Source organism: Puniceibacterium antarcticum (assembly GCF_002760615.1).
In the GTDB taxonomy this organism is placed as follows: Bacteria; Pseudomonadota; Alphaproteobacteria; order Rhodobacterales; family Rhodobacteraceae; genus Puniceibacterium; species Puniceibacterium antarcticum.
In genome coordinates, this window is record NZ_AWWI01000146.1 from 21,728 (window position 1) to 33,811 (window position 12,084).

The 12,084-nt window shown below is 64.1% G+C and carries 15 protein-coding genes; 6 read left to right on the forward strand and 9 right to left on the reverse strand.

The annotated features are described in order from the left end of the window. Window positions 1-19: 19 nt before the first annotated feature. Entirely contained in the window at window positions 20-619 is a 600-nt protein-coding gene (locus P775_RS21480) for a 2-hydroxychromene-2-carboxylate isomerase (RefSeq protein WP_099912913.1), read from the forward strand. Next, window positions 619-1,416, forward strand: a complete 798-nt coding sequence (locus P775_RS21485; protein WP_099912914.1) for an alpha/beta fold hydrolase — start codon at window positions 619-621, stop codon at window positions 1,414-1,416. Before P775_RS21480 ends, P775_RS21485 begins: the two co-directional genes overlap by 1 nt. Window positions 1,417-1,476: 60 nt before the next feature. Here P775_RS21485 and plsY read toward each other — a convergent pair whose 3' ends face one another. From plsY to P775_RS21510, 5 genes are all read right to left on the reverse strand, one after another. Then, window positions 1,477-2,085: a glycerol-3-phosphate 1-O-acyltransferase PlsY gene (plsY, locus tag P775_RS21490; protein WP_099912915.1), complete on the reverse strand. Its 609-nt coding sequence runs from the start codon at window positions 2,083-2,085 to the stop codon at window positions 1,477-1,479. Continuing rightward, entirely contained in the window at window positions 2,085-3,383 is a 1,299-nt protein-coding gene (gene pyrC / locus P775_RS21495; protein ID WP_099912916.1) for a dihydroorotase, read from the reverse strand. Before pyrC ends, plsY begins: the two co-directional genes overlap by 1 nt. 79 nt (window positions 3,384-3,462) lie before the next feature. Next, the gene (locus P775_RS21500) at window positions 3,463-4,014 is read right to left on the reverse strand and encodes an aspartate carbamoyltransferase catalytic subunit (RefSeq protein WP_099912917.1); all 552 of its coding nucleotides are present in this window, start codon (window positions 4,012-4,014) and stop codon (window positions 3,463-3,465) included. Beyond that, window positions 4,011-4,961, reverse strand: a complete 951-nt coding sequence (locus tag P775_RS21505; RefSeq protein ID WP_099912918.1) for an aspartate carbamoyltransferase catalytic subunit — start codon at window positions 4,959-4,961, stop codon at window positions 4,011-4,013. Before P775_RS21505 ends, P775_RS21500 begins: the two co-directional genes overlap by 4 nt. Before the next feature lie 79 nt (window positions 4,962-5,040). Beyond that, window positions 5,041-5,886 carry a zinc-ribbon domain-containing protein gene (locus P775_RS21510; protein WP_099912919.1) on the reverse strand — a complete coding sequence of 282 codons (846 nt, stop codon included), beginning with the start codon at window positions 5,884-5,886 and terminating at the stop codon, window positions 5,041-5,043. A 150-nt stretch (window positions 5,887-6,036) separates the two neighbouring features. On the opposite strand from P775_RS21510, the gene P775_RS21515 reads away from it, so the two are divergent. The 4 genes from P775_RS21515 to P775_RS21530 are packed head-to-tail and all read left to right on the forward strand — an operon-like array spanning window position 6,037 to window position 8,941. Then, window positions 6,037-6,723 carry a cell division ATP-binding protein FtsE gene (locus P775_RS21515; protein ID WP_099912920.1) on the forward strand — a complete coding sequence of 229 codons (687 nt, stop codon included), beginning with the start codon at window positions 6,037-6,039 and terminating at the stop codon, window positions 6,721-6,723. Between the two features lies 1 nt (window position 6,724). Beyond that, on the forward strand, window positions 6,725-7,618 hold the full coding sequence (locus tag P775_RS21520; RefSeq protein WP_099912929.1) for a cell division protein FtsX: 894 nt from the start codon (window positions 6,725-6,727) through the stop codon (window positions 7,616-7,618). Continuing rightward, window positions 7,618-8,352 carry a lysophospholipid acyltransferase family protein gene (locus tag P775_RS21525; RefSeq protein WP_099912921.1) on the forward strand — a complete coding sequence of 245 codons (735 nt, stop codon included), beginning with the start codon at window positions 7,618-7,620 and terminating at the stop codon, window positions 8,350-8,352. The genes P775_RS21520 and P775_RS21525 overlap by 1 nt, the downstream gene beginning before the upstream one ends. Then, entirely contained in the window at window positions 8,339-8,941 is a 603-nt protein-coding gene (locus P775_RS21530; protein ID WP_099912922.1) for a pyridoxamine 5'-phosphate oxidase family protein, read from the forward strand. Before P775_RS21525 ends, P775_RS21530 begins: the two co-directional genes overlap by 14 nt. 154 nt (window positions 8,942-9,095) lie before the next feature. On the opposite strand, the gene lpdA is transcribed toward P775_RS21530, so the two are convergent. From lpdA to odhB, 4 genes are all read right to left on the reverse strand, one after another. Further along, window positions 9,096-10,484, reverse strand: coding sequence for a dihydrolipoyl dehydrogenase (gene lpdA, locus P775_RS21535; protein WP_099912923.1), 1,389 nt, complete (start codon window positions 10,482-10,484; stop codon window positions 9,096-9,098). 89 nt (window positions 10,485-10,573) lie between these two features. Beyond that, entirely contained in the window at window positions 10,574-10,969 is a 396-nt protein-coding gene (locus P775_RS21540; protein ID WP_099912924.1) for an MAPEG family protein, read from the reverse strand. Further along, window positions 10,966-11,199, reverse strand: a complete 234-nt coding sequence (locus P775_RS21545; RefSeq protein WP_099912925.1) for a hypothetical protein — start codon at window positions 11,197-11,199, stop codon at window positions 10,966-10,968. The genes P775_RS21540 and P775_RS21545 overlap by 4 nt, the downstream gene beginning before the upstream one ends. Window positions 11,200-11,323: 124 nt before the next feature. Beyond that, the coding region (odhB, locus tag P775_RS21550) for a 2-oxoglutarate dehydrogenase complex dihydrolipoyllysine-residue succinyltransferase (RefSeq protein WP_099912926.1) at window positions 11,324-12,084 on the reverse strand (761 nt) is incomplete at its 5' end.

Consider the following 12,084-nt stretch of genomic DNA (forward strand, 5'->3'; position numbering starts at 1 on the left):
CGGCCCGGGGAGAGATCAGATGGCACATATTAATTACTATTTTACGACACTATCGCCGTTCACCTATCTGGCGGGCACCAGACTTGAAGAAATCGCCGCGCGTCACGGGGCCGGCATCACCTACAAGCCGCTGGATGTGATGGCGCTGTTTGCCCGGACGGGGGGAACAGCGCCGAGAGAGCGGCATCCGAGCCGGATGGAGTACCGCTCGCAAGAGCTGATCCGGCTGGCGAAGAAGCTCGACATGCCGCTGACGCTGAAACCGGCGCACTGGCCGACCAATCCGGCACCGTCGGGCTATGCCATCATCGCGGCGCAAAAAGCTGGCGGCGGTGATCTGGGCAAGCTTGCGTTTTCCTTTTTGCGCGCCTGCTGGGCGGAGCAGAAAGACATTGCAGAAGATGACGTGGTGCGCGATTGCCTGAGCGGCGCCGGGTTCGACCCCAAGCTGGCGGATTCCGGTCTGCTGACCGGGGCAGAGACCTATGGCGCCAATCTGGAAGAGGCCGCGGCACAGGGCGTGTTCGGATCGCCCTTTTACATAACAGAGGATGACCAGCGGTTCTTTGGCCAGGATCGGCTAGAGGATCTGGATCTGCACCTCGCAGGAAAGTTTTAATGTCTTATGATACCCGCGCCGGTTTTCCGGTGCACTGGAACGATTTTGGCGTCGGCCCCGAGCCGGCGCTGATGCTACACCCCGCGCTGGCCCATTCCGGGGCCTGGACGCGGGTCGCCGGGGGGCTGGCCGACCGGGTCCGCGCGATTGCGCCGGATATGCCGGGGCACGGGCTGAGCGGGGACTGGGATCAGCGGTCCGATTATTACGACCAGATGACTGGCATCGCGACCAGTTTTCTGGAGCCGGGAACCCATGTGATCGGCCATTCCTTTGGAGCGATGGTGGCGCTGCGGCTGGCGCTGGAAAACCCGGGGATGCGGTCGCTGACGCTGATCGAACCGGTGCTGTTTGCGGCCGCAAAGGAGCGGGTCCGCCCTGTCTTTGATGCCTATGTCAAGAAATGCAGGCCTTTTGCCAATGCGCTGGCGGTGGGGGACCGGGACACGGCCGCGCGGTTGTTCAGCGCGCTGTGGGGCGATGGGCGCGGCTGGGAAGATCTGACCCAGCGGCAGAAGGAATCGCAGATCAAGCGGATTTCGATCATTGCAGAGACCAACAAGACGCTGAACGAAGATGCGGCCGGGCTGCTGAGCGCGGGGCGGCTTGAATCTTTGGACATGCCCGTACTGCTGATCCGCGGATCACAAAGCCAGCCGATCATGCAGGATATCCACGAGGCGCTGGCCGAGCGGATTCCAAACGCGCGTCAGGTGGTTGTTCAGGGGGCGGGGCATATGGTGCCGATCACGCATCCGATCGAGGTTGCGGCGGAAATCAAGGCGATGATTGGCTGAACTTAGGCGGGGCAGTCTGCTGCCCCGCGCCGGTTGAGGTTTTGTGTCAAACCTTCTGTATCAGGTTTTCTTGCCAACCTTCGGTTCGGTGCCAGCCCTCAGGCGGGCCAGATTCGTGCTGTGGCGCCAGTAGATCACCACGGTGAGCAGGAGGGTGAGGGCAAGCGCCTCTGTCCTGCCGAGCAGCCACATGTAAGGTGCTGACAGCGCGGCGGCGACCAAGGCGCCAAGGCTGGAGATGCGGGTGACGGCGACGGCGGCGAGCCATGTGGCGCAGCAAAGTGCGCCAACGGGCCAGACCAGCGCGAGCATGATGCCGAGGAATGTTGCAACGCCCTTGCCGCCCTTGAACTCTATCCAGAACGGAAAGCAGTGGCCCAAGAAGGCCAGAAGCGCGGCAATCTGTGCCGCGTCTTCGCCCGCGAAATACCGGGCGAGCAGGACGGCTGCGGCACCCTTGCCGCCATCCAGCAGCAGCGTCAGCGCTGCGGCCTTTTTATTGCCGGTGCGCAGAACGTTGGTGGCCCCGATATTGCCCGAACCGATGCTGCGCAGATTGCCAATGCCAAAGGCGCGGGTCAGCAGAAGGCCAAAGGGGATCGAGCCCAGCATATAGCCGATCACCGCCCAGAGGGCGAGAACGGTCGGGGTGTTTTCGATTATGGGCATCACGCGCTCCGGTAGACGGACAGGCCGTCGACGAATGTCTCTATCACCTTACCCTGCAGGCGGGCGCCGTCAAAGGGTGTGTTTTTGGATTTCGAATTCAGCTTGAAGCGATCAAGGATCATCGGCTTGTCCGCATCAAACAGCACCAGATCGGCGGGCGCGCCTTTGGCAATGCGCCCGGTGTCCAGCCCCAGACGGCGCGAGGGGTTCAGCGCCATGGCGCGGAACAGGCCGGGCAGGGTCAGATCGCCGGAATGATAGAGGCGCAGCATGACGGGCATCATGGTTTCAAGGCCAACGGCGCCCGATGCCGCCTCTTCATACGGCAGGCGTTTGGATTCTTCGTCCTGCGGGGTGTGCATGGAACAGATCACGTCGATCAGGCCGGAGGCGACCGCCTGAATGATTGCTTGGCGGTCCTCTTCAGAGCGCAGGGGCGGCTTGACCTTGAAGAAGGTGCGATAGTCGCTCACGTCCAGTTCGTTCAGGGTGAGGTGGTGCATGGATGTGCCGGCGGTCACGTCAAAGCCGTTGGCCTTGGCCCGTTCCAGCGCGGGCAGAGCGCGACTGGTGGTGATCTGGTCGGCGTGATAGCGCACGCCGGTCATTTCCACGAGGGCGATGTCACGGTCCAGCCCCATGCGTTCAGCCATCGGGGTCACACCGGGCAGGCCGCGCAGGGTGGCGAATTTGCCGGAGGTGACGGCGCCGCCGCGCGACAGGCCGGGGTCCTGCGGATGCGAGATGATCAGCGCGCCAAGGCTGCGGGCATAGGTCATGGCGCGCGACAGCACGCGTGTGTCGCTGACCACATGGTCGCAATCGGTGAAGGCGACGGCGCCGGCATCCATGAGAAAGCCGATTTCCGTCATCTCGCGCCCCTCACGCCCCTTGGTGAGGGCGGCCATGGGCAGGACCTTGACCGGGGCGGCTTCGTTCGCGCGGCGGCGGATGAATTCCAGCACCTCGGGTGTGTCGATGGCAGGCAGGGTGTCGGGGCGGGTCACGATGGTCGTAACCCCCCCGGCGGCGGCAGCCATGCCGGCGGAACCAAAGCTTTCCTTGTGACGTTCGCCCGGTTCGCAGACCTTGACGCCGATATCGACGATGCCGGGGGCGACAAAGCGGTTGTTGGCGTCGCGGCGGTTGTGATCGGGGATCAGGTCATGGCTGACATCCGGTGTCGGGGTGTCGAAAATTTCGGCAATCACGCCATTGCGGACCAGCAAGGCGCCGGGGCGGATTGTGTCGCCTTCGGGGTCGACGAGGCGGGCGTTGGTGATGAGCAAGTCGGTCATGCGGCGTCTTTCTGAAAGTCGCGCGTCGGGACATCTGCCCCGGGCGCGTCGGATAAACGGTCAGGATCGGGCAGGCGCATCACCGGAACCCGAAGGCAAGGAACAGAACCGCCAGCACGATGATGCCAAGGCCCATCACGAGCAGCTTGAGCAGGGTCGAACTGCCCCTGGAGGCGGGCCCGCCGGCAGGACCGCCCGACAGGATGCCCTTGGCGGATTTTGAGCGCAACGGGGTCAGGTCGGCAGGGCGGGTGTCTTCGCTGAAGGTTCCGATCCAGCGCAGGGGGGGAGAGATTTTCAGGTGCTGTTCGATCCGTCCGAGCGCGGCGGAGGGCAGGAGCAGCACATGCCCTTTCAGCGCATCAAGCTGCGGGCGCGCGGCCCTGAAATCATCGCCGGTCAGCCCGTAGCCTTCGGCGAGATAGGTCGAGAGCGGCATGGCACCCAGATCTCGGATCGCGACTGTTTCTACATAAGCCTCGCGCAGCAGGCTGGCGCCGAGCGCATAGCGCACCGGCCATTCGCCGGTTGCGGCCTCTGTCACGAAACGGTCCACGGTTTCAGGCGGCAGGTCTATGACAAAGATGCGCAGAACCCCGGTTTCATGATCCGGGACGGTCATCTGGATCATGCCATGACCTCTTTCGGGCGGGCGCGCAGATTGCGGGCCAGCAGATCCATCACGGCCATGCGCACGGCCACGCCCATTTCGACCTGTTCCTGAATGACGGAGCGGTTGATGTCATCTGCCAGCGTGCCGTCGATTTCGACGCCGCGGTTCATCGGGCCGGGGTGCATGACGATGGCATCGGGCTTGGCACGGGCCAGTTTTTCGGCGTCAAGGCCGTAGCGGTGGTAATATTCCCGCTCGGACGGGATAAAGCCGCCGTCCATACGTTCCTTCTGCAGGCGCAGCATCATGACGACATCGACGTCCTTGAGGCCCTCGTTCATATCCTCGTAGACCTCGCAGCCCAGTTCGGCCACGCCCGAGGGCATGAGGGTTGCGGGACCAACCAGACGGATGCGGTTTTCCATCTTACCCAGCAGCATGATGTTTGATCGCGCCACGCGGCTGTGGGCGATGTCGCCGCAGATGGCGATGGACAGGCGGTGCAGGCGGCCCTTGGCGCGACGGATGGTCAGCGCATCCAGCAGCGCTTGTGTGGGGTGTTCGTGCCGCCCGTCGCCGGCATTGATCACCGCGCAGTTCACCTTTTGCGCCAGAAGATCGACGGCGCCGGAATGCGGATGGCGCACCACCAGAAGGTCGGGGTGCATGGCATTCAGCGTCATGGCGGTGTCGATCAGCGTTTCGCCCTTTTTGATCGAACTGGCCTGCATCGACATGTTCATCACGTCGGCGCCCATCCGTTTGCCCGCCAGTTCGAAACTGGCCTGGGTGCGGGTGGAGTTTTCAAAGAACATGTTGATCTGGGTGAGACCAGACAGGGTGGACGAGCGTTTGTCGCGGGCGCGGTTCAGGGACACGTATTTGTCCGACAGGTCCAGCAGGGTGGTGATTTCATCCGGCCGCAGGGGTTCTATCCCCAGTAGGTGACGCTGGTCAAAACGCATGGGCGGGCTCCTTGCTGATCGCTGCGGTTATAGGAACCGCTCTGCCGCGCGGCAAGGGGGGCAACGGTCAAATGACCGCTCAGCTCCCGGCAGGGGCTGGCGCATCGCTGCTGCTGCTGTTCAGGATCGCGGAAGCTTGTGCGTCAAGCCAGAGCCGCGCCTGGTCCACAGCGGCGACATACTCCGTCAGGAGCGGCTTGGCCACGGGCAGGGCATCGCTGATCTGCGGCGCAAGAGCATAGGTGGCGCCAAGGAACACCGCCAGAATGATCACGATCAGGAAACCGCGCCCGAAACCGCTGCGCGGCTCGTCGATGTGGATTGGTGTGCGGATGTTCTGCGCCCCGAATTCGCGCTTTGGGCGGGGCGGCGGGAGCATGGTCTGCTGAATTTCTTCCGCATCTGGCAGCAGTCCGCGCCGCGACGCCGCTGCGGGTTCCGGTGTGGCGAGGATCGGCGGGGCGCTTGGGGCCGCTGTCGTCGAGGGGCGTTGCGGGCTGGCAATCGCGCCGGTGCGCTGGCGGCTTTCGTGCGCGGCCTCTTCGCGCAGGACATCGGCCACCTTTGGATCCATGGGCCGGGGGCGAGCGATGGTGGCGCGCACAAGAGATTGCTGATCCGGCCGCGCGTCCTCCTCATCCTCGTCTTCATCGGGGTTACGATCTGCCAGAGCGGGGGGCGTCGGCGCAACCTGCGGGCTTACAGGTTTCTGAGGTTCGGCAGGTGGGGCTGGGGTCTCTGGTTCCGGCGCGGCCCGAGGCGTTTGCGGCAGGATCAGTTCCTTTGCCAGAACAGGCTGGTCATCGGGGCGGTTCTGAAACCAAGTGTGCCTGCAGTTTGAACATTGCACATCCCGACCGTTCAGCGGGATCGCTTCTAGCGGAATTTCGTATTGTGCGCCGCAATTCGGGCATGTCAGCCGCATATTTTCCCCTTAAACCCGCCCTAGTCCACTTTGGCGGACCATAGGCCAGCTGATGGACATGGAAAAGTCGAATGTCTGTCCGCCAACGCATTGAAACCCGTGCGATGCTGCTGCACAACAGAGAATAATCAAAGCCAGGCAGGTGAGCGCGTGATCGAGTTGGAAAATGTCGCCTATTCCTATGGCGGAGGCGCGCTGCTGACGGATATGTCGCTGACATTGGCGCCTGCCTCGTTTCATTTCCTGACCGGACCGTCCGGCGTGGGCAAGACCACCTTCCTCAAGCTGTGTTATGGCGCGCTGCGCCCGACAACCGGGCAATTGCGGCTGTTTGACCGCGATGTGATGCAGATGGACCGCGAGGCCGTGGCGCTGAGCCGCCGACGGATCGGCGTCGTGCATCAGAACTGCCAGTTTCTGGATCACCTGAGCGTGGCCGAAAACATCGCGCTGCCGCTGGTCGTGGCGGGTCTGGACGTGGCGAGCGAGCAGGACAACCTGCGCGAGCTGATGAGCTGGGTCGGGCTGACCGGGCGCGCCGATGCGCTGCCCCCCGAGCTGTCGGGCGGGGAGCGTCAGCGCGCGGCGCTGGCCCGGGCGGTGATCATGTCGCCGGATGTGATCCTGGCCGACGAGCCGACCGGGAACGTCGACTGGGAAATGTCGCAGCGCCTGCTGCGGCTTCTGGTCGAGCTGAACCGCATGGGCAAGACGATCATGATCGCGACCCATGACCTTGGGCTGATCCGCGCGGCCAAGCAACAGGTGCAGGCGCGTGTGCTGCGGATATCAAAGCGGCGGCTGCAACTGGCGGGGGCGGGTCTGTGGAGAGATTGACCTGACGGTTCTGAGGGATCTTCTGACGCCGGATGCGGGTGCGGACCGCGTTGTGCCGCCGACGGGGTTTACCGCGCGTCTTACGGTGTTTTCCGCCGGTGCCATGGCGTTTCTTGCGGTGTTCGCACTGGCGCTGTCGCTGGCAGCGGGGCGGGTTGCGCACAGCTGGGGTGATGCGCTGGCGCGCTCCTCGACCTTGCGCATCGCGGCCGCGCCCGAGGAGATGGCATCGCAGACGGCCACCGCCCTGCGGGTGCTGCAGACGACACCGGGCATCGCAGCGGCGCAGGCGCTGAGCCCCGAGGAGCAGCGGGCGCTGCTGGAACCCTGGTTCGGGCCGGATCTGCCGCTGGACACGCTGCCGGTGCCGCAGCTGATTGACATCACGGAAACCTCTGGCGGCTATGATGCCACCGGCCTGCGCCTGCGGCTGAGCGCTGAGGTGCCCGGCGCGGTGCTGGACGATCACACGCGCTGGCGTCGGCCGCTGGTCACGGCGGCGTCACGGCTGCGGCTGCTGGGCTGGGTGTCGATCTTGCTGATTGCCGCATCGACCGGGGCGATGATCACGCTGGCGGCCAAGGCCGCGCTGGCCGCCAATGCGCAGGTGATTGCCGTGCTGCGGTTGGTGGGGGCGACGGATACCTATATCGCCAAGGCCTTTGTGCGCCGCTTTACCCTGCGTGCGCTGAGCGGCGCGACGGTGGGCACGGCGCTGGCGGTGCTTGGCATCCTGCTGCTGCCGGATGCCGGAGAAGAAAGCGGCGTTCTGACCGAGTTCGGCTTTTACGGCGCACAATGGATATGGCCGCTGTTCGTGCCGCCGCTGGCGGCGGTGGTGGCGTTGCTTGCGACGCGGTCGGCGGCGCGGCGGGTACTTGAGGAGTTGGCCTGATGGCATATGCCCTGCAGTGGATGCGGTCGCTGATCTTTGTGGTGTCGATGTATGTGGGAATGCTGGTTCTGGGGGTCGTGTTCTTTCCCTGGGCGATCGTGTCGCCACGCGGGGCGCGCATGGCCTGTCTGACCTTTTGCCGCTGGGTGCGCTGGACCCTGGGCTGGATGGTGGGGCTGAAGACAGAGGTGCGCGGCGCCGTTCCGAGCGACGAGGTGGTTGTCGCCGCCAAGCATCAGTCCTTTCTGGACATCATCCTGATCTTCGGCGCGGTGCCTGCGGGCAAGTTCATCATGAAACGCGAACTGCTCTGGGCGCCGATCCTGGGGCAATATGCGCTGCGCATCGGTTGTGTGCCGGTGGACCGGGGCAAACGGGGCGCTGCGATCAAGAAGATGGCCGCGGATGTAAAGGCCGGGTCCGCCCAGCCCGGTCAGCTGATTATCTATCCGCAGGGCACGCGCGTCGCCCCGGGGGTGAGGGCGGCCTACAAGGTGGGCACGGCGGTGCTTTATGGCGAGCTGGGGCAGGATTGCGTGCCGGTGGCGACCAATGTCGGCCTGTTCTGGCCCAAGCGCGGGATCTACCGCAAGCCGGGGGTCGCTGTGGTGGAATTTCTGCCGCGCATCCGGGCAGGATCCTCGCGGGGGACCTTTCTGACCAGGCTTGAGGCGGATGTGGAGGGCGCGTCTGACGCCCTGATGGCGGAGGCCGGATTTTATGCAGAAGATTGACACGATCGACGCCCTTGAGGCGCTGTATGGCGCGCCCAGTGAGGTGGCCCTGCGCAAGGTGGCGCGGCGCATGACACCGACCTACCGGCGCTGGATCGCGGCGTCGCGTTTTTGCATTCTGGCGACTGTCGGTGCGGATGGTTGCGATTCCACCCCGCGCGGCGATGACGGGCCCGTGGTGCAGGAACTGGATCCGGGCACCTTGCTTATGCCCGACTGGCGGGGGAACAACCGGCTGGATTCGCTGCGCAACATCGTTTCCGACGGTCGTGTGGCACTGATGTTCATGGTGCCCGGCGACAACATCGTGGTGCGGGTGAACGGGCGGGCCATCGTGACCGAGGATGCGGCGCTGCGTGCCCGGTTCGTTCAGGCGGGCCGTGAGCCTGCGACGGTGATTGTCGTGGATATCGCGGAAATCTATGCGCAATGCCCCAAGGCGCTTTTGCGATCCGGCCTGTGGGCGCGTGACGATTCCGCAGGCGTGCCCTCTCTGGGCGATATTCTGGCCGAGATGACCTCGGGCGAGATTGCGGCACAGGAGTGGGACAAGACCTTTCCGGAACGGGCGGCCAAAACGCTTTGGTGATATTCGGCGAGAGGGGGCGCCCAAGAGTTTTTCTAAAAACTCTTGGCAAGGATTTTCGAAAAAATCCTTGGGCGCGGGTGGCGAGGATGCGCCCCGATGAGACGGGGGCGGGATCTGGCCTCTAGCGACCCCGGATCCCGTCCGCCGTTGCGTCTTACATGTGGATCGCACCATCCCCGCAGGCGAGTGCTGCTTCGCGCACAGCTTCGGAATAGGTCGGGTGGGCGTGGCAGGTCAGCGCCACATCCTGCGCAGCGGCGCCGAATTCCATCGCAACGCAGAGTTCGTGGATCAGATCGCCAGCCATGGGGCCGATGATATGCGCGCCGAGGATCCGGTCGGTTTCCTTGTCCGCGATGATCTTGACGAAGCCGTCAGCGGCAAAGTTCGCCTTGGCGCGACCGTTGCCCATGAAGGAGAACTTGCCGACCTTGTAGGCATGGCCCGCCGTCTTCAGCTCTTCTTCGGTCTTGCCGACGCTGGCGACCTCGGGGTGGGTGTAGATCACGCCGGGGATCACGCCATAGTTTACGTGACCCGCCTTGCCTGCGATGACTTCAGCCGTTGCCATGCCTTCATCTTCGGCTTTGTGGGCGAGCATGGGGCCGGTGATGGCGTCGCCGATGGCATAGATGCCTTTTACGTTCGTCGCCCAGTGCCCGTTGGTCTTGATCTGGCCACGATCTGTCATTTCGACCCCCAGCGCTTCGAGGCCGAGGCCGTCGACATAGGGTTTGCGGCCCGTGGCGACGAGGACTGTATCCGCCTCGACGGTGTGTTCGCTGTCATCCTTGCGCAGCTTGTAGGTGACGGTGGCCTTGCCATCGGATGTGGTGACCGCCTGAACGGCGGCGCCAAGGGTGAATTTCAGCCCCTGCTTGGTCAGAAGCTTCTGGAAGGTTTTCTGCACCTCGCCGTCCATGCCGGGGGTGATGGTGTCGAGGAATTCGATCACCTGCACCTCGGCACCCAGACGGGAATAAACCGAGCCGAGTTCCAGACCGATGACACCCGCGCCGATCACGACCATCTTTTTGGGGATCTTGCCGAGTTCAAGCGCGCCTGTCGAGGTCACGACGGTTTTCTCGTCGATCTCGATGCCGGGCAGGCTGCTGGATTGCGAGCCGGTGGCGACGATGATGTTCTTGGCCTCGTGCAGGTCATCCCCGACCTTGACCTTTCCCGCCTCGGGGATGGAGCCCCAGCCCTTGAGCCAGTCGATCTTGTTCTTCTTGAACAGGAATTCGATGCCCTTGGTATTGGTGTCAATGGTGTCCTGCTTGTAGCTGAGCATCTTGGCCCAGTCGACCTTGGGGGTGTCCCCGGTCAGGCCCATGGCGGCAAAGTTGTGTTCAGCCTCGTGCAGCATGTGGGTCGCGTGCAGCATCGCCTTGGACGGGATGCAGCCGACGTTGAGGCAGGTGCCGCCGAGGGTGTCGCGCCCTTCGACGCAGGCGGTTTTCAGGCCAAGCTGGGCGCAGCGGATCGCGGCCACATAGCCGCCGGGGCCGGAGCCGATGACGATCACGTCGTAAGATGCCATGAGAGTATCCTTTCTGGTGGCGGGGCGGGGGCGCTGCCCCCGTCTGCCTCTGGCAGACTCCCCCGGGATATTTACGGGCAGATGAAGCCCTAGAAAAGTGCAGCCAGCAGCATGAGCACGGTGGCGCAGAAACCGACAGCCCAGATCAGCGAGCGCCAGGGGCGCAGGCCGAAGTAATAGGCCGGGATATAGAGGATGCGGGCGATCAGGTAGGCGGTCGCACAGAGGGCGGTGATGGCGTTGCCCTGATCAGAAAAGGTAATGACGACTGTGGCGATCGAGAAGAGGATCAGCCCTTCGAAATGATTGGTCATTGCGCGCTGCAAGCGGGCGGTCTTTTCGCTGAGCGGTTTGCTGGGCGGGCGGTCCCGCGCCGAGCTTGTGTAGCCGGCGCCAAGTTCCATGTTCGCGGGGATTGCGAAGAGGGCGAACTGGACGACCTGCAGCAATGCGGCAAGGGTGAGGATGGTGAGTTCGGGGGTCATACCGTCTCCACGAAGTGGTGTTCGGTGGGACCGTGGCCCAGGGCGGCGGTCTTGTCCAGCCAGGCGCGGGCCTTGTCCGCGTCGCTGATGTTGAACAGCGCCCAGTGGCTGCCAGTGGTCGCATGCCAGAGTTGCAGCAGCGAGACGCCCGCGGTGCTGCGGTTTTCGGCGTCGCCGTCAAAGGCGGTTTTGTCGAAGCTGTCGTAGCGGGCGAGGAGCTGATGGCTCATGCGGGTGACTCCGGTTGCGGGCCTTATGGGGACGCGCGCCCAGTTGCCCGGTGATACTGCGGGGTGACCCCCGCCCTACGGGAGGACGGGGAGCCGGGGCGGGGTTACACACCCGCCACGGTGTTTAGAGGTCGATCAGCAGGCGACGCGGATCTTCGAGCGCCTCTTTCACGCGGACGAGGAAGGTCACCGCGCCTTTGCCGTCGACGACGCGGTGGTCGTAGCTGAGGGCGAGGTACATCATCGGGCGGATCTTGATTTCGCCGTTGATGACCATCGGGCGGTCCTGGATCTTGTGCATGCCGAGGATGCCGGACTGCGGCGGGTTCAGGATGGGCGAGGACATCAGCGAGCCGTAGACGCCGCCGTTGGAGATGGTGAAGGTGCCGCCCTGCATTTCCGCCATGCTGAGCTTGCCGTCACGGGCGCGCTTGCCCTTTTCGCTGATGGCCTTTTCAATCTCGGCAAAGGACATCTGGTCGGCGTCACGGATGACCGGAACCACCAGACCGCTGGGTGTGCCGGCGGCGATGCCCATGTGCACGAAGTTCTTGTAGACGATGTCGGTTCCGTCGATTTCGGCATTGACCTCGGGGACCTCTTTCAGCGCGTGGCAGCAGGCCTTGGTGAAGAAGGACATGAAGCCGAGACGGGCGCCATGCTTCTTCTCGAACAGGTCCTTGTATTCATTGCGCAGGGCCATGGTTTCCGTCATATCCACCTCGTTATAGGTGGTGAGCATGGCGGCAGTGTTCTGCGCATCCTTGAGGCGGCGGGCGATGGTCTGGCGCAGGCGGGTCATCTTGACCCGCTCTTCGCGGGCGGCGTCATCGGCCGGGACCGGGGCGCGGGGCGCTGCGGGGGCCGCAGCCTTGGCGGGGGCTG